The organism is Microbacterium sp. 1262, assembly GCF_040544895.1.
GTDB lineage: Bacteria > Actinomycetota > Actinomycetes > Actinomycetales > Microbacteriaceae > Microbacterium > Microbacterium plantarum.
The window spans coordinates 2,384,801-2,406,563 of record NZ_JBEPKU010000001.1 but is presented as its reverse complement, the minus strand read 5'-3'; the positions used below and the strand labels follow the sequence as shown (position 1 = coordinate 2,406,563).

Here is a 21,763-nt window from a genome sequence, read left to right as displayed (position 1 = left end):
CGAGGAACGAGAACGAACGAATGAGCATGACACCCGAGCAGGCAGCGTGGTTCCGCGACACCTTCGCGCGCCTGGTCGACAACGTCGACGCCGCTCTCCTCGGCAAGCGCGAGGTCGTGGCGCTCGTGCTGTCGGCGATGATCGCCGAGGGGCACGTGCTGCTGGAGGATGCGCCGGGCACAGGCAAGACGAGCCTCGCGAAGGCGATCGCGGCGAGCGTGCAGGGCACTTCGACGCGCATCCAGTTCACGCCCGACCTGCTGCCCTCCGACGTGACCGGTGTGACGATCTACGACCAGGCGAACAAGCGCTTCGAGTTCCACCGCGGTCCGGTCTTCGCCTCGATCGTGCTCGCCGACGAGATCAACCGCGCCTCGCCGAAGACGCAGTCGGCCCTGCTCGAGGTGATGGAGGAGTCGCGGGTCACCGTCGACGGCGTCGCGCACGAGGTGGGTCGTCCGTTCCTCGTCATCGCGACCCAGAACCCGATCGAGCAGGCCGGTACCTACAAGCTGCCCGAGGCTCAGCTCGACCGCTTCATGATCAAGACGTCGATCGGCTACCCGACCCTCGCGGTCTCGGAGCGCATCCTCGTCGGCGCCGTCGACCGCAACCCGTCGGCAAGCCTCAAGCCCGTGATCACGACCCGCGCCGTCGGCGAGATGGCCGACCTGGCCGCGACCGTCCACATCGATCCGGTCGTCGCACGCTACGCCGCGCAGATCGTCGAGGCCACGCGTGAAGCGTCGGCGACGCGCCTCGGCGTCTCGGTGCGCGGCGCCATCGCGATGATCCGCATCGCCAAGGTCTACGCCGCCGCGCAGGGTCGCCACTACGTCGTGCCCGACGACATCAAGTTGCTCGCGCTGCCGGTGTGGGCCCACCGCCTCGTGCTCGATCCCGAAGCCGAGTTCACCGGCACGACCGCCGAGACGGTCATGAACAACGCCCTCGCCGACGTCGAGGCGCCGCTCGCGCGGGCGGACGCTTGATGGCCACACCCCCTGCCGCCCCGACCCCGACGCGTCGCACGCGCCGGGGCCGCGGTGCTGCCGGCGGTGAGGCGGCTGCCGAGCGCGCGGCCGGAACCACGGCCGATACCCGGACCGTCGGTGACACCACGCGAGACGCGGACGCGACCCTCCGCGTGGGGACGACGACGCTGTCGGCCGACGCCGCCCCCGTCAACGCGGAGGCGCCGTCGCGGCTGGTCGTCTGGCGCGAGCGGCTCGAGTCGTGGTGGGCGGTTGCGCGCCGCGGCATCCGCCTCGTCACCCGCACCATCCGCCCGCTCGGGTGGGTGCTGCTGTTCGCGACCGTGCTGCTGTGGGTCGTCGCACTCAGCTTCGGTTGGCAGGAGATGGTCATCGCAGCCGTCATCCTCACCGCGATCGTCGTCATCAGCGTGCCGTTCCTCTTCGGCGGCACCGCCTACGACGTCGACCTCGACCTGACACGCACCCACGTCGTCGTGGGGGAGCGCGCGATCGGCGGGCTGACTCTCGTCAACGGCACGTCGCGGCCGATCCTGCCCTCGCGGGTCGTCCTGCCGGTCGGCTCGGGGCGCGGCGAGTTCGACGTGCCCCGGCTCGCACCCGGGGCCGCCCACGAAGAGCTGTTCGCGATCCCCACGACCGCCCGCGGAGTGCTGGCGGTCGGACCGGTCAGCGTGCTCCGCGGCGACCCGCTCGGACTCTTCGAGCGCAGCAGCGACCGCCGCCAGGCCGTCGACCTCTACGTGCACCCGCGCACCGTGCCCCTCGAGGGGCTCTCGCTCGGGCGCCTGCGCGACCTCGAAGGGCTCCCCTCGACGCAGCTGGCACCCGACGACGTGTCGTTCCACGCCCTGCGCGAGTACCAGCCCGGCGACGACCTGCGTCATGTGCACTGGAAGTCCACCGCACGCGTCGGCAATCTCATGATGCGCCAGTACGAGGAGACCCGTCGGTCGCACTTCGTGCTCGGGCTCTCCACGTACGCCGGCGACTACGCCGACTCCGACGAGTTCGAGCTCGCGATCTCCGCGGCCGGCTCGATCGGCCTGCGCGCGCTGCGCGACTCCCGCATGCTCGAGGCGCGCACGCAGCGCGGCCCGCTCCGCACGCAGGGGCCGCGTCGGCTGTTGGACAACCTGTCGGCTCTGGAGCACTCGCGCCAGCGTGACGGCGGCGTCGTGGCCCTGGCCGGAACGATCGCGATGAACTCCCACGGCATCGCCATCGTCGTGCTGTTCTGCGGGTCGGGCGCCGACCCGGCCGAGCTCAAGCTCGCGTGCTCGCGACTGCCTCAGGGCGTGCGGGTGCTCGCCGTCGTCGCCGATCGATCGGCCGAGGTCCCGGTGCTGCGCCGCGTCGGCGATGCCGACGTCATCTCGATCAGCGCGCTCGACCAGCTCGCCCCCGCGATGCGGAAGGTGCTGTCGTGATGTCGCCCGCGCGCCGCCGGCTCGTGCTCGACCTCGTCGCCGTCGTGCTGCTCCTCGCCGTGGCGATCGTCGGCTTCGGGCCGACGTTCGACGGCCCGGCCTACCTCCTCGCGGGATTCTGCGCACTGGTCATCGGCGTCGGCATCGCCTGGCTGTGCGCCCACCGTCGCTGGGGCGTGCTGCCCACGGCGGGCCTGACCGTCGCCGCCTACTTCATCTTCGGCGGTGCCCTCGCGCTGCCGCAGACGGCGCTGTTCGGCGTCATCCCGACGCTCGACACCTGGACGCAGCTCGCCCTCGGCTCCGTGCAGTCGTGGAAGCGCCTGCTCACCACGGTGGCTCCGGTGGCGCCGTACGACGGACACCTGATCGTTCCGTTCCTGCTGACGCTCGTCGCGGCGGTGCTCACCGCCTCGTTCGCCCTCCGTCTGCGCCAGGCGGCGTGGGCCCTGATCCCGGTGACCGCCTTCCTCGTCACGCAGATCCTGCTCGGGATGACCGAGCCCGCCGTGCCCGTACTGCAGGGCGTCGTCTTCGCCGTCGTGGCATCGGTGTGGCTCGCGCTGCGACAGGCATGGGACCCCGACAACGCCGCCGTGCGCATCGAGCCGACCGCGACATCGGATGCCGCGACCCTCCGGCACACGCGGCTGCGCCGCCTGATCTCGGGAACCGCCGTCGTCGCCGTGGCGGTGGGCGCCGGCGTCGCGACCGCCGCCGTGGCGAGCCCGCCGTCGACGCGCTACGTACTGCGCGACATCGTCATCCCGCCCTTCGACGTCAAGCAGTACCCGAGCCCGCTGCAGGGCTTCCGCGGACTCGTCCGGGATGACGCGGAGACGCCGCTCTTCACGGTGCAGGGCCTCCCGGAGGACGGCCGCATCCGCCTGGCGACGATGGACGCCTACAACGGCATCGTGTTCAACGTCTCGGACGAGGGTGCCGGCTCGTCCAGCTCGTTCACGCCCCTGCGCTCGAACATGTCGCCGGACGCCGAAGGTGTGCCCGGTCGGTTGGAGTTCGAGATCGACGAGCTGCGCGGCGTGTGGCTGCCCGACGCCGGTGCCGTGCGGTCGATCGAGTTCGAGGGCGAACGCGCCGACGAGCTGCGCCGCACCGCCCATTACAACGACGCCACCGGGACGGCTGCGGTCACCGCGGGTCTCGCGCCGGGAACGACCTACACCGTCGACACGGTGTTCCCCGTCCGGCCCACGAACGAAGCGCTCGCCGATGTCGCCTTCGCGCCGGTGAAGATGCCGAAGCAGGAGGGCATTCCCGACGGGCTGTCTCAGATCGCCACCGATGCCGTCGGCGACGCGGAGACTCCCATCAAGCAGGTGCAGGCGCTGGCGGACTGGCTCTCGACCGACGGATACTTCAGCCACGGTCTCGAGGACGATCCGTATTCGCCGTCCGGTCACGGCGCGGCCCGCATCACGAGCTTCTTCGGCGGCGACGAGATCATCGGCGACGACGAGCAGTACGCGGTCGCGATGGCTCTGCTGTCGGCGCAGCTGGGCATCCCGGCGCGAGTCGTCATGGGGTGGCACCCGGAAGAGGGCGACACCGCCGGCGAGTTCACCGCGACCGGCGACAACGTTCACGCGTGGGTAGAGGTCGCGTTCGAGGGGTACGGGTGGATCCCGTTCGACCCGACGCCCGACGAGGACAACGAGCCGAACGAGCAGACCACGACGCCGCGGGCCAACCCGAAGCCGCAGGTGCTGCAGCCGCCGCCCCCGGCTCAGGAGCCGGCCGAGCTGCCGCCCGCGATCGCCAACGACCGCGATCAGGAAGAAGAGGAAGATCCCGGTTTCGACTGGATCGGCGCCATCCTCGCACCCGTCGGCATCGGCATCGGCGTGCTCGCGATCATCTTCGCTCCCTTCGTCATCATGGGGGCGGTGAAGACCGCTCGACGTACGAAGCGGCGCAACGCCGACAAGCCCGCCGACCGGATCTCGGGCGGCTGGGACGAACTGATCGACCGCGCTGTCGACCTCAACGCGCCCGTCGCCTCGGGTGCGACGCGAACCGAGAGCGCACAGGTCGTCGCCGCGACGATGGAGCAGCCCGACGTGACCGCCCTCGCGACGTCGGCGGATGCCCGCGTGTTCGGTCCGGGTGAGCCCACGGCCGAGGACGTCGACGCCTTCTGGCGCGAGGTCGACGCGATCGTCGTCGGCATGAGCGGCCGGGTGTCGGTGTGGCGCCGCCTGCGAGCCCGGCTCAGCCTGCGCTCGTTGCTGCGCGGCCGTGCCCGGCGTGCCCGGGGAGGGAACGCATGAGCGCGATGATCTTCGACACGGAACCGCTCGCGGGCGTCCCCGACATCCGCACCGGCACCCGGGCGCTGCTCCTGTGGGATGACGGCACCCGCACGGCCGTCTACGGGCGGACGGTTTTCGGCCGCGATCCGTCGCGTGCCGCCGGCGCCGATGCGATCGTGCTGCGCGACGAGACGCTGACCCTCTCTCGGACGCATTTCGAACTCGTGCCCCTCGACGCCGGAGGCCTCGCGGTCATCGATCGGGCCTCGACCAATGGAGTCGTCGTCACGCGCGGGCGAGACGGCGTTCCGGTCGTGCCCGGAGCGCAGACCGTGCTCCACAGCGGTGACCGGCTCGATCTCGGTGACCGCTGGCTCGTCGTCGAGGTCATGCGGTGAGCCCCATGTCGCTACGGGTGGGGCACGGGGCGGCGACTCACGCCGGCCTGCGCGGTCGCGCGAACGAGGACTCGTATCTCGCCGCGGCGCCCGTCTTCGTCGTCGCCGACGGCATGGGCGGACACGAGGCCGGAGCGCGTGCGAGTGCCGCGGCCGTCGCAGAGTTCCAGTCCCTGGTGGGGGCCGCCGTGGTGTCGAACGGCGAGGTCCGCGCCGCCATCGAGCGAGCCCGCGTGAACATCGACGCGCTCGCCACCGGCCAGCGTGCGGCGGGCACCACCCTCACCGGTGTCGTGCTCACGCGCGTCGGAGACGCCGGCTACTGGCTGGCATTGAACATCGGCGACTCGCGCACATACCGGTGGACTCGCGGACGCCTCGAGCAGATCAGCGTCGACCACTCCGTCGTGCAGGAGCTCGTCGACTCGGGCCAGATGGACGCCGAGACCGCCGCGCGCCACGCTCGGCGCAATGAGATCACGCGGGCGCTCGGCGCCGGCAGCGTCGGCCAGGCCGATTTCTGGATGCTGCCGGCGGAGAGCGGCGACCGCATCCTCGTCTGCTCCGATGGCCTGTCGACCGAGCTCGACGACGAGCGGATCGCCCGTATCCTCGACGAGGAGACCGAGCCGCAGGAAGCCGCGCAGCGGCTCGTCCACGAGGCGTTGCTGCACGGAGGTCGCGACAACGTCACGGTCATCGTCGTCGATGCGCTGGGAGACGGCGGTGACGACGCGTACGACACCGTGCCGTCCGCCCAGCCGGATGACGCGGACATAGACACCCGGCCGCGCGCAGCGGCCGCAGGGGGGAGAGCCTGATGGTCGAGGTCCGCTACGTTCCGGCAACGGGCGCGGAGCAGTGGCGCGTCGCACTCGCGCCCGCCGCGGCCGTCGCCCTGCCCGCGAACGTCTCGATCCCGACGGTCGAGGCCGTGTGGCGCCGGTTGGAGGAGCGCGGCATCGGGGCGGTGATCGAGGCCCTGACGGGCGCGTTCGGCACGTCGCTGGCCGCCATTCCCGACTTCATCCTGGCGATCGTCGAGGGCGACGGGCTCCGCGTCGCCGTGCGCGGCCCGGTCGAGCTCGTCGTCGAGACGGAGTCGGGCCCGCTGTCGGTCTCGGGCCAGGGGGTCTCGACGTGGGTCGAGCGCCACATCCCCGGCGTGCAGCGCGCGTCGGCGCTCTTCGCCGACGCGGCGGACGAGGCCGCATCGCTTCCGTTCGTCGAAGGTGTCGTCGCGGCCGATTCGGTCACGGTGGATCTGACGGGCGCGCGACCGGGCGTCCGCCCCGCGAGCCCGTTCGTCGCGGCACCGACCACACCGGCCGTGCCCGCACTCGAGCCCCCCACCGCTGCTGCTCCCGCGTCGCCGGCGCCCCCGGCTGCCCCGGCGGAGGACGAGAGCGAACTCCCGTTCGACGAGTCGCCTGGGGCGCAGACCTTCGTCCCGCTCAGCGACACGGCAGCCGCCGACGAGCACGCGATGATCTGGGGTGAGACGGTCGTGCGTCCGACGCTTTCCGTCGAGCAGCCGGAAGCAGCCGAATCAGCCACCCCCGCCGACGACGCCACCGTCGTGTCGTCGCCGCTCGCCCCCGCTGGTGATCACGACGGCGAGACCATCGCGGTCGCCGACATCCGCAGCGCGCGTCGGAGCGAGCCTGCGGTCTACGAGTCGACGGAGATCGTCCCCGCACGCCGTCTCGCGCGGGGACGCATCCGCGTGTCGGACGGGCAGGTCGTCGAACTCGACAACACGGTGATCATCGGTCGGCGTCCGCGCTCCTCGCGCTCGACGGGCGACATGCTGCCCACGCTCGTCGCTGTCGAGAGCCCCGAGCAGGACATCTCGCGCAACCATGTCGAGATCCGCGCGGAGGGCGAGCACGTCCTCGTCGTCGACCTCGACACGACGAACGGATCGGTGCTGCTTCGCGGCGGCAACGACCCGGTGCGGCTGCATCCGAGCGAGCCGACGATGGTCGTCTCGGGCGACGTGCTCGACATCGGCGACGGTGTGACGATCGCCTTCGAGGATCTCCCGTGAGCGCGAAGCGACCCCCGGCGCCGCCGCCCCAGCTGCCGGGCTTCACCTACCTCGAGCTTCTGGGCTCGGGCGGCTTCGCCGACGTCTACCTCTACGAGCAGCACCTGCCCCGGCGCAAGGTCGCGGTCAAGGTGCTGCTTCCCGAGCGGATGGCCGGTGGCTCGGTCGAGCAGTTCACCGCCGAGGCGAACGTCATGGCGATGCTGTCGACGCATCCGGCGATCGTCACGATCTATCAGGCCGGCCTCTCGGATGACCAGCGTCCGTACCTGGTCATGGAGAACTGTCCGCGGCCGAACCTGCAGGTGCGGTATCGCGCCGCTGCGTTCTCGGTCGCCGAAGCCCTCCGCGTCGGCATCCAAGTCGCCGCCGCCGTCGAGACCGCGCATCGCGCCGGCATCCTGCACCGCGACATCAAGCCCGCCAACATCCTGGTGACGGAGTACAACCGCCCGGCGCTGACCGACTTCGGCATCGCGACGACGACGGAGGGGGCCGACGAGACCGCCGGGATGTCCATTCCGTGGTCGCCGCCCGAGGCGTTCGGCGACGGTCCCGATTCGGGCGTGCGGTCGGACGTCTATGCGCTCGGCGCCACCATCTACACGCTTCTGGCCGGTCGTTCGCCGTTCGAGCAGCCCGGTGGCCGCAACGGCGCCGCAGACCTGATCCAGCGCATCGAGACCGCGCCGCTCGCGCCACTCGACCGTGCCGACGTTCCGCCCTCGCTGCAGCAGGCACTGGCACGCGCGATGGCGAAGAGCCCGGCAGCTCGCTTCGACAGCGCCGTGTCGTTCGCCCGCGCGTTGCAGCGCGTTCAGATCGAGCTGGCCCATTCGGTCACGCCGATCGACATCCTCGATGATTCGCCCGACGCGGAGGAGGAAGAGGATGCCGACGGCGAGCTGACTCGCGTTCGCGGGATCGTGAGCATCGAGCCGACCACCGCGCCTCCTGCGGGGTCGACCCGTCGCAAGAGCGGCGCGGAGGCGTCGTCGCCGTTCGCGCCGTCCGCATCGGGCTCGCCGTTCGCGCCGTCGGCGCCCGACGAGACGATGCTCCGACCGTCGGCGCGTGCCGGGCAGGACTCGACGGTCCGCCGACCGCGCACGGTCGAGCCGGTCGCCGACCAGACAGTGCAGCGCGCAGCCGCGGCGCACGGCACCGCCGCGAGCTCGTCGAACCCGGATGCCGCACACGCCGAGCCCGATGGGCATTCGGCCGCGGGTCCGGCCGAGAGCACCTCGTCCGGACGTTCGCGTTCCTGGCTGTGGATCGCCCTCGGCGGCGTCGCGGCAGCGCTCGTGGTCGCCGTCGTCGTGGTGGCGAGCATGCTTCAGCCGACCGCGCCCGCGGAACCTCGAGCGAGCGAGTCTCCCTCCAGCGCCCCTCAGGATCCGCTCGCCGGTTTCGTGCCGCGCGTCGGCGACCTCGCGGGCACGGCGGCCGGTGCCGACGTGACGTTCACCTGGACGAATCCGAATCCGGCCGAGGGCGATTCGTATCTCTGGTACCCCGTCACGCTCGACGGCGCCGCCGCACCCCAGCGTGTGGAGGACGAGACCGTCACCGTTCCCGCCGACCCGTCGGGCCGGACCTGCATCGAAGTCCAGCTCGTGCGGGCGAATGGCGGGGCGGGGGATGCCGTGCGGGGCTGCACGCCCTGACGTCGGCCGTCAGCCGCGGCCGGGCTTGTCCTGATCGCGCTTGTTCTCGCGCTCCTCGGCCTTCTTCTGCTCGTCGGCGGCCTTCTCAGCTTCTCGCTCTGCCTTCTTCGCCGCCTCTTCGGCGGCCTTCCGGTCGGCCTCGGAGGCCGGTCCGTCCTGCTCCGTCGTGTTCTCGACGGGCGCGGCCGGCTGTTCTTCCGACTCGTCGGTCTGCTCGTCCACGACGGTGACCGGCTCGGTTGTCTCGGTGATCGTCGGCTCGGGAACGGCGGACTGCTCGGTGTCGGCGGGCGTGCTCGGAGCGGTCTCGCCGGTGGAACCGGCAAGCCACATGCCGCCGAGCGCGGTGGCCGCGAGAGTCGCGGCGGCCAAGCCCCCGATGAGTCCTATCCGCGCCCGCGAGGGCCGCCGGCGCTCGCGCACCGGCGCTCGCGCGGTTCCCGCGGCAGCCGCGGGGAGGATGCGCGTCGCGGTGCCGGTTGCGCCAACGGGCGTCGCCGCCGCGACCGATGCGGGAACGGAAGGCGGGGCCGGCGCTGCGGGGCGTTCCGCGAGCTCGTTCGCGGCCGAGAACACCTCGGCCGCACTCGGCCGGTCTTCCGGACGCATCGCGGTCATACCCCGGAGCAGCGCGGCCCAGGCGGGGTCGAGCGTGTCGGGGATCTCGGGCGCGATCGTGAGTCGTGCAAGCGCCTCGCCGAATCCTTCCGCGCGGGGGAAGCCCCGCTGCCCGGTGAGAGCCTCGAGCACGACCAGGCCGAGCGCGTAGATGTCGGCGGGCGGAGCAGGGGGCGCGCCGGTGAGCTGCTCCGGGGAGAGGTAGGCAGCCGTTCCGATGACGGTTCCGGGCTGAGTGAGCCGAGCGGCATCCACGAGGACGGAGATCCCGAAGTCGGCCAGCTTCGCACCCGACCGACTGCCGAGCATCGGCGACTGCGACAGGAGGACGTTCGAGGGCTTGATGTCGCGGTGCACGATCCCGGCGTCGTGGACGACGTGCAGCGCCTCGGCGAGGTCGGCGGTCAGAGCGGCGACCTCACCCGCGGGGAGGGGGCCGCCGGCGATACGGGCGGCGAGCGTCGGACCGTCGACGAACTCCATGACCAGGTACTCGGCGCGACCCGGTGCGAGTTGCGCGTCGTAGAGGGTCACCAGTGCGGGGTGGTTGAGCGAGGCGAGCACGGTCATCTCGCTTCGGGCGCGGGAGGATGTCGTCGCCCCTTCCAGCTCGGGACGCAGCAGCTTGATGGCGACGGTGCGGCCGAGCAGCACATCCTCGGCGCGGTGGACGCGGGCCATGCCGCCCTGGCCGACGCATTCGCCCAGCAGGTAGCGACCGTCGAGCATCGCCTCTGTGGGCGGCGGTTCGTTCGTGGCCATGGCGTCCTCCGGCGGCCGTGCCCCGGGACGGCTCGGCCAGGCCCCACGGTAGAGATCGCCCGGCCGGGTGCCAGGGTCTTGACACCGGGCGGCGGGGCGGGGCGGATGCCGCAGCTCAATCCGTGAGCGCTGCGAGCGCTCCATCGATGCAGGTGACGAGCGTGTCGGGCGCCGAGACGGCGGCGAGCTCGTCGCGCAGACGGCTGCCCGGGACCCATCGGATGTAGGCGTCGAACTCCGCTGCCATTTCGGGGGAGTGTCCAGCGATCGATCGGGATACGACGGCGCAGGCGTCCGGGGTGTCGGCGATCAGGGCGAGGTCGGAGTCGACACCGATCGGGGCGAGGGTGCGGACCGGCGTGGTCGCGTCCCACGTATGGGTTCCGGCGCCCACCGGGAACGGCGCGCGGTCGCCGAGGTCGACGATCGCCGTCACCCCGTGCGGAACCTGCGCCCGAACGCGGATCTGCCCTCGGATGTCGGCATCCCGCTCCCACGACACCGAGGCGCGTCCCCGGGGGGTGTCGTGCGCGACGTCGGCGTGCTCGAGAGCAGAGACGAACCATGGCTGGATCCGTACCTGCGCCCAACCGGGTTCCGCGCACGCGAGCCCGCCGACGCGACGGTGCAGCACATCGCCGACGGAACCGAGCGCGTAATGGTTGAGCGAGGTCATGCCAGAGGGGTGCAGTGAGCCGTCGGGGCGGACGGCGTCCCAGCGTTCCCACACCGTCGTCGCTCCCTGCGACAGGGGATAGAGCCAGGACGGGCACATGGTCTGCAGCAGCAATCGTTCGGCCGCCCACTCCTGTCCGTTCGACAGCAGTGCGTCGAGGACGAGCGGCGTCCCGAGGAACCCCGTCGCCATGCGGTACCCGCCGGCGCGCAGGAGGAAGGCGAGCCGCTCTGCCGCGGCGGGACGCAACGAGACCGGGAGCAGGTCGAACTCGAGGGCGAGGGCGTAAGCGGTCGGGGCGTCGGAGGCGAGGCGGCCCCGCGGGGTGACGTAAGACGCGACGAACGCATCGCGCACCTCGGCAGCGAGAGCGGCGTAGCGACCGGCCGCGGACGCGTCGGCGAAGCGGGCGAGCGCGTCTGCGGTCAGCCGAGCCGAGCGGGCGAAGTAGGCCGTGGCGACGAGCCCCGGGTCGGTCTTGGCCTTATCGGGCCGGGCCGAGGTCGGATCGAGCCAGTCGCCGTACTGGAACCCGCGCTCCCACAGTCGTTCGGGTCCTGCCGCATCCGCCACGGCATCGACCCACGCTCGCATCGCGTCCGTCATCCGCTCGAGCACCCGCTGATCGCCGAACCGCTCGTGCAGAACGGTGGGGATGACGGTGACGGCGTCGCCCCAGCCGGCGGCCATCGTCTCGCCGAGACGCCCGAGCGTCTGCGGCACCACCGTCGGCACGCGGCCGCCCCGCGCGCGCTGCTCGGCCGCGACGTCTTCCAGCCAGGACGCGAAGAACGCGTCCGCGTCGAAGAGGGACGCCGCCGTCGGGGCGAACACCTGGGCATCGCCCGTCCAGCCGAGCCGCTCGTCGCGCTGCGGGCAGTCGGTGGGCAGTGCGAGGGCGTTGCCGGCGAAGCTCCACACGATGTTCTCGTGCAGGCGCGTGAGGCGCTCATCGGAGCACGAGAACCACCCTGTTCGCTTCAGGTCGGTGTGCAGCACGACGGCGGTGAAATCCGCCGGGTCGAGCTCACCCGGGTAGCCGGTGACTTCGACGTAGCGGAACCCGTGGAAGGTAAAGCGCGGCTCGCAGACGGTGTCGGCGGCGCCGTCGAGGATGAACGTGTCGGTGGCGGCGGCAGCCCGCAGCGGCCGGGTGCTCAGCCGTCCGCCCTCGAGCGCCTCCGCATGGCGCAGAACGATGCGGGTACCGGTCGGGCCCGAGACGCGGAACCGCACGCGCCCGACGAGGTTCTGGCCGAAGTCCAGCAGGACGCGCTCGGGGTCATCGCTCGCGGGCATGGCTGCGACGGGCAGAGACCGGATGTGCCGCACCGGCTCGACGTCGATGGCTTCCGGCTGCCGACCGGGTTCGGACAGGGCCGGCGTCTCCCACGCCGCATCGTCGAAGCCGGCGGCTTCCCACCCGCGCGGCCGCCGGCGGAGGTCGATCTCGTCACCGGCGTAGAGCCCACTCGAGACGAGTTCGCCATCACCGGAGAGTCGCCATCGGTCATCGGGGCGGATCTCCTCGACGTGGCCGTCGCGGTGCCGCAGGCGGAGAAGGGGTGCGACAGCGGGCTGGTCGCCGTAGAAGCGTTCCGCCGTCTCGCCGAACCCGTACGCCTCGGTGTACCAGCCGCCGGCGACCTCGACCGCGAGGGTGTTCGTCGCGCCGACGCGGACGAGGGCCGTGACATCGGTCAGATGCAGGGGGAGTCGGTGCTGGTATGCCGTCCAGCCGGGGCTCAGCACGGCGTCGTCGACCTCGACACCGTTGAGGCGAGCATGGTGGACGCCGTGCGCCGCCACCTGCAGTTCGGCGGCGACGACCGTCTCGGCGACAGAGAACTCGCGTCGGGCGAGGAACGGCTGCGCGGTACGGCGGGGGCCGGCGAGGTGCAGGAACGGAGCCGCCCACGTCCCGGAGGAGAACCCCGCGCGGATCTCGCAGGGCTCCGACCAGGCGCTCGCCGTGCCGTCGACGCCGATGACGCGGGCCTCGAGCCGGTGCGCGGCGCCGGCCCGTAGCGGTGCGAACGGCCAGTCCTCGAGGATGCCGTAGGGGCGCGTGGCCACGGTCGTCCCACCGTCGAGCCGCAGCTCGGCTCGGGTCGCCTCCCAGGCGGCAGGCGCCTCGACGAGCCACGACACGGGCGGCCGCGGTGAGGCGGCGACGGACAGATCCCGCCGCCGTCCCACGCGCAGGCCGACGATGCGTGGCTCGCGGGCGACGGTCACGACCGGCGGGCCAGGCGGCGCGTGACGAGGAGTGCGATGCCGGCGGCTCCGGTCGCGGACGCGGCGGCGAGCCACGCGAGCGGTGATGGGCCGCCCGTACTCGCCAACGCGCGGGCGTCGGTGGATCCGCCGGCCGCGGTGCCGTTGCCGCCGGACGGGGTGCCGGGTGCCGCCGAACCCCCGTCGCCCGGCGTCGCGGGCTGCGTCGGTTCGACAGGTGGTTCGACGACCGGCGCCGGCGCGAGCAGCCGAACGGCGGTGAACTCGCCCGAGTCCTTCTCGCCCGCGATGCCGCCGCCCCAGGAGAGGAATCCGGCGCGCCCGGTGCCGTCCGCCTCGTTGACGATCGCGGCGCTGCTGAGGAGTGACGTCGCCCTGTCGACGCCCCGCAACAGGCTCCACGGGATCGCCGTCTCGTACACCGTGCGGCCGGTGTCGTCATCGCGCGAGATGGCCACCGGGGCTCCCGGGACGGGGCCGGCGCCCGCATCTACGGAGAGCCAGCGGTACAGCTGCGGGCCGGCGGTCGTGAGCGCCATGCCGAACTCATGCCAGGTGGTCGCGGCCCCCGGGGCACCGCCCGCGACGGTGAACTGGATCGAATCGCCCTGCCAGATGTTCGCGCCCTGCGCCGCCTGGTCGTGCACGTCGTCCGTGACATCGGCCGAGAAGTACAGGTACTCCTCGTCCCACGTGAGCCAGGCGACAGCGGACTGGTCGGCCTCGTCGTCGGCTTCCGGGTTGGCGGAGAAGGCGATCGGCGTGACGCCGTCGAGGTCGTCGAGCGTGCCGTCGACGGTGATCGTGCGATGAGCGGCCGGCAGGACGGACGTCTGCTCGACGGGCGCGACGCGCCCCGAAGCGGTCAGCGTCACCCCGTCGACGACCGCCGTCGCGGTGAAGGGCGCGGGCCCCGCGAGCGTATCGAGAGGGACGTCGATGACGACATCCGCCTCCGGCTCGATCGTCGCCGGCGCGTCCGGCTGTCCGCCGTCGTCGGCCAGCGTGTACGACAGCGAGTCGAGCGCGCGGGGCGCGGCCGAAGCGTTCGCGACACGGATGCGGAGCACCGAGGCCCCCTCTTCGGTGAAGGCCTGCGCCGCCTGGAGCGTCACGGCTTCGCTCGCCGACGTGGCGGCGCGCAGCGTGCCGGCGTAGCGGTCGCCCTCGTAGACGCGTGCGCTCGTCTCGTACGTCCCCGCGGTCGCGGGAGCCGGGAACGAGGCCGTCGTGGTCGCGGTCTCGCCGGGAGCGGTCGTCTGGGCCGCCTCGGACCCGTCGGGCAGGACGAGACGCCACGACGACGCGGCATCCGCCCGGCCCTGCACGGTCCACGAGCCCGTGACCGGGGCTCCGACGACACCCGGGTCGAGCGTCAGTCCGGCATCGGTCTGCGCGATGGACGTGACCTCACCGCGGACGTACAGCGGTTCCGTGCCGGTCGACGCCAGCACCGGGGCGCCGGCACCGCCGGTGACGGTTTCAGCGGCACCGTACATCGTCGTCAGCTCGGCGGACCCGGCTACCTCGAGTGCCACCGTCTGCGGGGCATCCGACCACAGGACGTGGAGCGGTCCGTCGGCGGTGTCGAATCGCACCCGGCGTAGTCCCGGCAGCGGTTCGTCGCGCTCGGCGAACGTCGCCGTCGCGAGGGCGTCGGCCGCCACGGAGTAGGCGGTGAACGAGGGCTTGGGGGTGAAGGCCCCCAGCTCGTCGTCGGGGTGGTGCAGCAGGCCGAAGTTCTCCTCCGTCTCGGCGTCGTCGACGCCATCGTTGACGAGGTCGTACACGTAGTACCGGGCGGCGTCATGGGCTGCCGCGATCACGGCCGACTTCGCGATGTCGGCCGCCTGCTGGCGCTCGGGCACCGCCCGCGCGTTGGTGCCGGTCGGCCAGCCGTGCTCGGTGATCCACAGCGGCTTCGACTCGCCGCCGTTGTAGCGCCGCACCAGGGCGTCGATGCGCGTCAGCGTGTCGTCGAGCGCGTCGGCACCGACGGGGTAGCTGTAGGGGTGCAGGACGATGCCGTCGAGGTGATCGAGCGCGCCGAGCTGGAACGTCCGCTCGAGCCAGTCGGTGTTGAGGTTGGCCACCGCGGGGCCGATGACCGGCAGATCGGGACTGACCGTCTTGATCGCGGGTGCCGCGGCGGAGAGCAGGGCGACATAGTTCTCGGGCGAGACGTTGGTGTTGCCACCGAGCCCGAGATCCCACTCGTTCCACACCTCGATGCCGGTGGACATGTCGCCGAACTCCGCGGCCATCGCCGCGGCATAGTCGGCGTACGCGGCCACCGCGTCGGGGCTGACGGGGCCGTTGCCCGCGTCGTACAGGGGGTTTCCGTAGCCGGCCAGCAGCAGCGGCCGGATCCCCTGTTCGCGGGCGGGGTCGAGGAACTCCGCCCGGGCCCGCGACCAGTCGTAGACGCCCGGCTGCGTCTCGACCTCGCTCCAATAGACCTCGTCGCGCAGCTGGGCGAAGCCGCCCGTGGTCAGCGCCTGCATCGACGCCGGATCCCAGGACTGCCCGTAGTGCGTGGCGGCACCGAACCGGCCGGTCGCCGAAGCGGCGGCCTCCACGTCGGGGAGGATCGCGAACGTCGTCGCGGCGTCTGCCACGTCGTCACCGGTCGCGGTCACCTCGAGGCGGTACCAGCCGCGTTCGGTGACGTCGGGCGTCAGCGCGCCATCGGCCGGTTCCGTACCGTCGTCGACGACCTGGCCCCAGCCGTCGACCACGCGCCACGCGACCGTCGGGGCCGTCGTGTCGTACCGGAACGACACCGTGTCGCCGGCGTGGAACAGGTTGCCCCACGCGTCGGGTTCGATCGAGAGCGCAGGTGCGTCTGCGGATGCCGGCGCGGCGAGCGCAACGCTGGCTGTGGCTGCGAGGGCAAGCGCGGCGGAGGCGGCGACGAGCCGCGGGACGGGACGGGGGGACGGATGCTTCGGCACGCGGTGCTCCTCATCGAGTGTTCGCGGATGGTGGACGGAAGGAAAATCGTTTGTCCAGCGGGCAGTCTGGCCGCCAGGCGCGTCGTCTGTCAACACGCGCGCCGAGACGAATCCCGGATCTCCGGCGCCTCGACACGCTCAAACACTTTTGTTTTGACGTGTCGGGCCGAGAGGTGCTAGACATCGGAGAGCAATCGTTTTTCCTGCTTGCCACTCACACCTAGGAGTTTCAATGACGAAACGTTTCCGTTCCGTCGCGGCCGCAATCGCGGTCGGAGGCCTGTCCGTCGCCGCCCTCGCGGGCTGCAGCAGCGACGCATCGGCGCCCGCCGACGGCACCGTCACGATCGAGATCGGCGACCGCCCGACCGCCGACCGGCCGGAGGACCGCGCCTACTTCGACGAGCGCGTCGCCGCGTTCGAGAAGGCGAACCCCGACATCGACCTGCAGCCCGTCGAGACGGGCTACGACGCCTCGACGTTCCAGGCGCTCGCCGCCGGCGGCAGCCTGCCCGATGTCATGAGCGTCCCGCTCACCGAGCCGCAGGGGCTCATCAAGCGCAACCAGGCAGCCGACATCACCGACGCGCTCGAGAGCGAGGGCCTGCTCGACGCGCTGAACCCGACCATCCTCGCGCTCACGAAGAACAGCGAAGACCGTGTCTTCGCGATCCCGACGAACGCGTACTCGTTCGGACTCGTCTACAACCGCGATCTCTTCGCCCAGGCGGGTCTCGACCCCGAGAACCCGCCAAAGACCTGGGACGAGGTCCGCGAGGCGGCGAAGAAGATCAGCGACGCGACCGACGCCGCCGGCTTCTCCGTGCTGACGACCGCGAACACCGGCGGGTGGCAGTTCACCGGCATGACCTACTCGTTCGGCGGGACGGTCGAGAACGAGGACGGCTCGAAGGCGACCTTCGACGACACCCCGTCGACCGACGCGCTCGATCTGCTGCAGACGATGCGCTGGGAGGACGGCACACTCCCGGAGAACACCCTCTACGACGTCCAGTCACAGGGGCAGGACTTCGCCGCCGGCAAGATCGGCATGATCCTCGGTGCGAGCGACTCGTACTACAACGTCGTCCAGAACCTGAAGCTGCCCGCCGAGCAGTTCGGCATCGGCGGGATGCCGCAGTCCAGCGGCACGCAGGGCACGCTGAGCGGTGGCACGGTGCAGATCGTCAACCCGAACGCGAGCGACGCCGAGAAGGCCGCCGCCGTGAAGTGGGTGGAGTTCTTCTACCTCCAGCGCTTCCTCGACGAGGACACCGCCGTCGACGACGCGCGCGCCTCGAACGAGGCCGGCTCGGTAACGGGCCTGCCCGGACTGCCGGTCGTCAACGCCGATCAGTACTCCGAGTACTTCACCTGGATCGCCGACTACATCAACGTTCCGAGTGAGAACTTCACGCCCTACCTCGAGGCCTCGGCCGACATCCCGATCGTGCCCGAGCCCGTGAACAACGCGCAGGAGGTCTACGGCGCGCTCGACACCGTCGTCCAGACGGTGCTCACCGACAAGGGCGCCGACATCCCCGCTCTTCTCTCCACCGCTCAGAGCGACGTCCAGTCCCGCCTGAGCCGCTGACCCGACGGGGCGGGCCGACGACCTCGGCTCGCCCCCGACCGGAGGACCCCATGACCGACGTGAGACCGCGGACCCGGACGACGACATCCGCGTCCGCTTCCCCCGAGCCCGCCCCGCCGCGGCGGCGCCGCCGTTGGCGTCCCAGCCTGACGGCGCTCGCCATCGCGGCGCCCGCGATCCTCGTCTTCCTGTACTTCTCGTGGGGACCGATCGTCAGCTCGCTCGCCATGAGCGTGCAGCGCGTCGTCATCGGCGGCGAGAGCAGCTTCGTCGGGTGGGAGAACTTCGCGTACGTCCTCTCCGACCCCGGGCTGCCGCAGGCGACCCTGAACACGATCTACTACACGGTCCTCGCCGTGCTGTTCGGATTCCCGGTGCCGCTGGCTCTCGCCGTCTTCATCTCCGAGATGCGTTCGCGCAGCTGGTACTTCAGTGCGCTCGCCTACCTGCCGGTCATGGTGCCGCCGGTCGTCGCGATCCTGCTGTGGAAGTTCTTCTACGCCCCCGACGCCGACGGCCTCTTCAACACCGTGCTCGGCTGGGTCGGCATCGGGCCGCTGCCCTGGCTGAACTCGACGGCGACCGCGATGCCCTCGATCGTCCTCGAGACGACGTGGGCCGGCGCGGGCACGGCGATCATCATCTACATCGCGGCCCTCACGAGCATCCCCTCCGAGCTCTACGAGGCCGCTGAGCTCGACGGCGCCGGCATCTGGCGTCGCGTCTGGCACGTGACCCTGCCGCAGATGCGCGGCATCATCGCGACGATGCTGCTGCTGCAGATCATCGGCACGATGCAGATCTTCACCGAGCCGTTCCTCTTCACCGGCGGCGGGCCGCAGGGAGCCACGAAGACGCTGCTCATGACCATCTACGACTACGCCTTCGTGCGCGTCGACTACGGCGCCGCGACGGCGCTCAGCGTGCTGCTCGCCGCATCGCTCGGCCTGCTGTCGCTCCTCTACTTCCGACTGACCCGACGCTGGAGCCGAGCATGAGCGCCCTTCTTCCCACCCGGCGGCTCGCCCGGCGTCGCGACGTCGCACCCGATCCGCTCACGCGCACCAACATCTCCGACAGCGACCGCCAGCGACCCTCGGTGCGCGTGTGGCTCGGCATCGGACAAGTCGTGGTGCTGGCTGGTCTGCTGATCGCCGGACTCGGCCCGCTCATCTGGCTCGCGCTCGCCGCGGTCTCGCCGACGCAGGACCTCATCCGCGGCCCGTTCTCGTTCTTCGCCAGCGGGACCGTGCAGTGGGAGAACCTCGCGATCGCGTGGGAGCGGGGCCGCATCGGCCACTACCTCACCAACACCGCGATCCTCGCGGCGGGATCGGTCGTCGTGACCCTCGTCGTCTCGACGACGGCGGCCTTCGTCATCACGGTGCTCCGGCCGCGGTGGGGCAAGCTGCTCTCCGGAGCCATCCTCGCCACGCTGTTCATCCCGTCGATCGTCTCGCTCGTGCCGCTGTACCTGACGGTGCGCGAGCTGCCGGTGCTGGGCGTCTCGCTGATCAACACCTGGTGGGCCGTGTGGCTGCCCGCGGGCGCAGCGGCGTTCAACGTGCTCATCATCGCCCGGTTCCTCGAGGCGATCCCCGCCGACCTCTACGAGGCGGCCCGCATCGACGGCGCCGGCCCGCTCCGCATCCTCTGGAGCATCGTGCTTCCGCTGTCGCGACCGATCCTCGGGGTCGTCGGGCTCCTGACGGTCGTCGCGTCGTGGAAGGACTACCTGTGGCCCCTCCTCGTGCTGCCCGACCCCGACAAGCAGCCGGTGTCGGTGGCGCTGCCTCGCCTTGCCGACCAGACCGAGCTGAGCGTGCAGATGGCGGCCCTGTTCCTCTCGCTGATCATCCCCGTGGCGCTGTTCCTCATCTTCCAGCGCCAGTTCCTGCGCGGCGCGAGCATGGCGGGCGGGGTGAAGGGATGAGCCGCATCCTCGTCACCGGCGCCGACGGAGAGATCGGTCGTGCGGTCAGCGACCATCTCGTCGCGAGCGGCCACCAGGTCACTGCGCTGTCCCTCGCATTCGGCGGAGAACACCCCGCGGACCGTCAGATCACGGGCGACGCGACCTCGCGGGCCGACGTCGAGGAAGCGATGCGCGACGCCGACGCGGTCGCGCACTTCGCCGCCATCCCGCATCCGAGCCTCGGCACCCCGTACGACATCTTCCGCGTCAACACCTCGGCGACGTTCAACGTGCTCACGCGCGCCGCCGAGGCGGGTGTGCACCGGGCGGTCATCGCCAGCAGCATCAACGCCATCGGCTACCCGAACAACCCGCACGACACGTTCCCGCCGGCGTTCCCGCTCGACGCCGCGACGCCGCCCGACATCGCCGACGCCTACTCGCTGTCGAAGCTCGCCGACGAGGCGACGGCCCGGTACGCCCACCGGCGGTACGGCATCGACGTCGTCGCGCTGCGGTTCCCGTTGGTGAAATGGCCGCACGTCCTGCGCGACGTCGCCGACGAGGTCCGCGCGGATCCCGTGCGGATGGCCCGCGAGGGCTGGGCGTACCTGACCATGACCGACGCCGTGCGCGCGGTGGAGCGGGCGCTCTGGGCGGATGTCGCCGGCGCCGAAGTGGTGCCGCTCAGTGCCCGCGACACCCTCCTCGACGTGCCGACGGCCGAGCTCCTGCGCCGCTACGCGCCTGCGGTCGAGCCGCCGGCGCACCTCGCCGGGCACGACGCGCTCGTCGACCTGACGACGGCGCGGACGGTGCTCGGCTTCGAGCCCCGAGAGTCGATCCACGATGGCACCGCCACCCCCTACCCGGCACTCGTGAGGAGCGACCGATGACGACAGAGCCCACGACCTTCGATCAGCCCTGGATGCCGCGCGAGAACGTCCGCATCACGGACGTGCGGGCGATCGTGACGGCGCCCGAGGGCATTCCGCTGGTCGTCGTCCGCATCGACACCGACCAGGACGGACTGTGGGGATACGGCTGCGCGACCTTCACGCAGCGCTGGCAGGCCGTCGTCGCCTTCCTCGACCACCTGCGCCCGCTGCTCGTCGGTCGATACCCCGGCGACATCGAAGACCTGCTGCGACTGGTGCGGTTCACCGGCTACTGGCGCGAGGGACCGGTCGGCAACAACGCGCTCTCGGGCATCGACATGGCGCTGTGGGACATCGCCGGCAAGCGCGCCGGGATGCCGGTGTACGAGCTGTTCGGCGGGCGGGTGCGCGCCGCGGCCGACACCTACCTGCACGCCGAGGGCGCCGACCTCGACGAGACCACGGCGCACGCGCGCGAGCTCATCTCCGCCGGCCAGCGTCACGTGCGCATCCAGACCGGCCAGCAGGGCGTCGGACATTACGGCGCGCCGCCCGTCGCGGGCTCCTTCGCGTGGGCGAAGAACCCCGCGGGCTGGCGGGTCGAGGACTATCTCGTCCGCACGCCGCAGCTGTTCGCCCACGTGCGCGAGGCGCTCGGCGACGGCGTAGAGCTGCTGCACGACGTCCACTCGCGACTGACCCCCGCGACCGCGATCGCCCTCGCCCGTTCGCTCGAGCCGTACCGGCCCTTCTTCCTCGAGGACGTGCTCGCACCCGAGCACTGGCACCGCCTCGCCGAGGTGCGGGCCGCGTCACCGGTGCCGATCGCGGTCGGCGAGCTCGCGACATCCTTCACCGACGCCGCCCGCCTCATCCGCGAGCATCACGTCGACTACATCCGCAGCCACCTCTCGGATGTCGGGGGCGTCAGCGCCGCGCGCCGGCTCGCGGTCCTCGCCGACATCGAGGGTGTGCGCACGGCCTGGCATTCGCCCGGCGATGCCTCGCCGTTCGCCGTGGCCGCGGCGGTCGCGCTCGATGTGACCTCGCCGGCTTTCGGCATCCAGGAGGGTCACGTCTACAACGACGAGACTCACGAGGTCTTCCCCGGCATGATCGACATCGTCGACGGCTGGCTGACGCCCAACGACGCCCCCGGCTGGGGGATCGAGATGGACGAGGCCGCCGCCGCCCGCTTCCCTGCCGGTCTCTCCGGGCACGACGCCTGGGCCGCGGGGGTCCGCGCGCCCGACGGCGCCCTCATCGCGCCCTGAGCGTCCGCTTCTCGAACCTCCGAACCCGAACCCGAACCCGA

Annotated in this window: 15 protein-coding genes; 12 read left to right on the top strand and 3 right to left on the bottom strand. The window is 71.7% G+C overall.

Annotated features, from left to right (window positions below):
- Positions 1-20: 20 nt before the first annotated feature.
- Genes ABIC53_RS11455 through ABIC53_RS11425 form a run of 7 tightly spaced genes read left to right on the top strand, consistent with a single transcriptional unit; the run spans position 21 to position 8,813 of the window.
- Positions 21-992, top strand: coding sequence for an AAA family ATPase (locus ABIC53_RS11455; RefSeq protein ID WP_114588976.1), 972 nt, complete (start codon positions 21-23; stop codon positions 990-992).
- A complete protein-coding gene (locus tag ABIC53_RS11450; protein ID WP_282501884.1) occupies positions 992-2,425 on the top strand; it encodes a DUF58 domain-containing protein in 1,434 nt (477 codons plus the stop codon). Before ABIC53_RS11455 ends, ABIC53_RS11450 begins: the two co-directional genes overlap by 1 nt.
- The gene (locus tag ABIC53_RS11445; RefSeq protein ID WP_354452213.1) at positions 2,425-4,716 is read left to right on the top strand and encodes a transglutaminase-like domain-containing protein; all 2,292 of its coding nucleotides are present in this window, start codon (positions 2,425-2,427) and stop codon (positions 4,714-4,716) included. Before ABIC53_RS11450 ends, ABIC53_RS11445 begins: the two co-directional genes overlap by 1 nt.
- Positions 4,713-5,096, top strand: coding sequence for an FHA domain-containing protein (locus tag ABIC53_RS11440; RefSeq protein WP_274178164.1), 384 nt, complete (start codon positions 4,713-4,715; stop codon positions 5,094-5,096). The genes ABIC53_RS11445 and ABIC53_RS11440 overlap by 4 nt, the downstream gene beginning before the upstream one ends.
- A 5-nt stretch (positions 5,097-5,101) precedes the next feature.
- Positions 5,102-5,917, top strand: coding sequence for a PP2C family protein-serine/threonine phosphatase (locus ABIC53_RS11435; protein ID WP_354451536.1), 816 nt, complete (start codon positions 5,102-5,104; stop codon positions 5,915-5,917).
- A complete protein-coding gene (locus ABIC53_RS11430) occupies positions 5,917-7,146 on the top strand; it encodes an FHA domain-containing protein (RefSeq protein ID WP_354451534.1) in 1,230 nt (409 codons plus the stop codon). The genes ABIC53_RS11435 and ABIC53_RS11430 overlap by 1 nt, the downstream gene beginning before the upstream one ends.
- Positions 7,143-8,813, top strand: a complete 1,671-nt coding sequence (locus ABIC53_RS11425) for a serine/threonine-protein kinase (RefSeq protein ID WP_323987057.1) — start codon at positions 7,143-7,145, stop codon at positions 8,811-8,813. Before ABIC53_RS11430 ends, ABIC53_RS11425 begins: the two co-directional genes overlap by 4 nt.
- A 9-nt stretch (positions 8,814-8,822) precedes the next feature.
- Here ABIC53_RS11425 and ABIC53_RS11420 read toward each other — a convergent pair whose 3' ends face one another.
- The 3 genes from ABIC53_RS11420 to ABIC53_RS11410 form a co-directional block, all read right to left on the bottom strand.
- Complete coding sequence (locus ABIC53_RS11420; protein ID WP_323987058.1) at positions 8,823-10,193, bottom strand: serine/threonine-protein kinase; 1,371 nt, start codon at positions 10,191-10,193, stop codon at positions 8,823-8,825.
- A gap of 115 nt (positions 10,194-10,308) precedes the next feature.
- A complete protein-coding gene (locus ABIC53_RS11415; RefSeq protein ID WP_323987059.1) occupies positions 10,309-13,107 on the bottom strand; it encodes an alpha-L-rhamnosidase in 2,799 nt (932 codons plus the stop codon).
- Positions 13,104-16,061: a sugar-binding protein gene (locus ABIC53_RS11410; protein WP_354451531.1), complete on the bottom strand. Its 2,958-nt coding sequence runs from the start codon at positions 16,059-16,061 to the stop codon at positions 13,104-13,106. Before ABIC53_RS11410 ends, ABIC53_RS11415 begins: the two co-directional genes overlap by 4 nt.
- A gap of 232 nt (positions 16,062-16,293) precedes the next feature.
- On the opposite strand from ABIC53_RS11410, the gene ABIC53_RS11405 reads away from it, so the two are divergent.
- Genes ABIC53_RS11405 through ABIC53_RS11385 form a run of 5 tightly spaced genes read left to right on the top strand, consistent with a single transcriptional unit; the run spans position 16,294 to position 21,722 of the window.
- Positions 16,294-17,655 carry an extracellular solute-binding protein gene (locus ABIC53_RS11405; protein ID WP_274178170.1) on the top strand — a complete coding sequence of 454 codons (1,362 nt, stop codon included), beginning with the start codon at positions 16,294-16,296 and terminating at the stop codon, positions 17,653-17,655.
- Between the two features lie 50 nt (positions 17,656-17,705).
- Positions 17,706-18,653: a carbohydrate ABC transporter permease gene (locus ABIC53_RS11400; RefSeq protein WP_282501890.1), complete on the top strand. Its 948-nt coding sequence runs from the start codon at positions 17,706-17,708 to the stop codon at positions 18,651-18,653.
- On the top strand, positions 18,650-19,588 hold the full coding sequence (locus ABIC53_RS11395; protein WP_112615917.1) for a carbohydrate ABC transporter permease: 939 nt from the start codon (positions 18,650-18,652) through the stop codon (positions 19,586-19,588). The genes ABIC53_RS11400 and ABIC53_RS11395 overlap by 4 nt, the downstream gene beginning before the upstream one ends.
- Positions 19,585-20,466: an NAD-dependent epimerase/dehydratase family protein gene (locus ABIC53_RS11390; protein ID WP_354451528.1), complete on the top strand. Its 882-nt coding sequence runs from the start codon at positions 19,585-19,587 to the stop codon at positions 20,464-20,466. Before ABIC53_RS11395 ends, ABIC53_RS11390 begins: the two co-directional genes overlap by 4 nt.
- Positions 20,463-21,722 (top strand): enolase C-terminal domain-like protein, encoded by a 1,260-nt coding sequence (locus ABIC53_RS11385; protein ID WP_282501892.1) that lies wholly within the window; start codon positions 20,463-20,465, stop codon positions 21,720-21,722. The genes ABIC53_RS11390 and ABIC53_RS11385 overlap by 4 nt, the downstream gene beginning before the upstream one ends.
- Positions 21,723-21,763: the final 41 nt, after the last annotated feature.

Excerpts from the sequence above, each read along its gene's own strand:
- ABIC53_RS11395 (WP_112615917.1), top strand. The coding sequence starts at position 18,650 with ATGAGCGCCCTTCTTCCCACCCGGCGGCTCGCCCGGCGTCGCGACGTC.
- ABIC53_RS11450 (WP_282501884.1), top strand. The coding sequence starts at position 992 with ATGGCCACACCCCCTGCCGCCCCGACCCCGACGCGTCGCACGCGCCGG.
- ABIC53_RS11390 (WP_354451528.1), top strand. The coding sequence starts at position 19,585 with ATGAGCCGCATCCTCGTCACCGGCGCCGACGGAGAGATCGGTCGTGCG.
- ABIC53_RS11385 (WP_282501892.1), top strand. The coding sequence starts at position 20,463 with ATGACGACAGAGCCCACGACCTTCGATCAGCCCTGGATGCCGCGCGAG.
- ABIC53_RS11400 (WP_282501890.1), top strand. The coding sequence starts at position 17,706 with ATGACCGACGTGAGACCGCGGACCCGGACGACGACATCCGCGTCCGCT.
- ABIC53_RS11420 (WP_323987058.1), bottom strand. The coding sequence starts at position 10,193 with ATGGCCACGAACGAACCGCCGCCCACAGAGGCGATGCTCGACGGTCGC.
- ABIC53_RS11405 (WP_274178170.1), top strand. The coding sequence starts at position 16,294 with ATGACGAAACGTTTCCGTTCCGTCGCGGCCGCAATCGCGGTCGGAGGC.
- ABIC53_RS11455 (WP_114588976.1), top strand. The coding sequence starts at position 21 with ATGAGCATGACACCCGAGCAGGCAGCGTGGTTCCGCGACACCTTCGCG.
- ABIC53_RS11445 (WP_354452213.1), top strand. The coding sequence starts at position 2,425 with ATGTCGCCCGCGCGCCGCCGGCTCGTGCTCGACCTCGTCGCCGTCGTG.
- ABIC53_RS11430 (WP_354451534.1), top strand. The coding sequence starts at position 5,917 with ATGGTCGAGGTCCGCTACGTTCCGGCAACGGGCGCGGAGCAGTGGCGC.
- ABIC53_RS11435 (WP_354451536.1), top strand. The coding sequence starts at position 5,102 with ATGTCGCTACGGGTGGGGCACGGGGCGGCGACTCACGCCGGCCTGCGC.
- ABIC53_RS11440 (WP_274178164.1), top strand. The coding sequence starts at position 4,713 with ATGAGCGCGATGATCTTCGACACGGAACCGCTCGCGGGCGTCCCCGAC.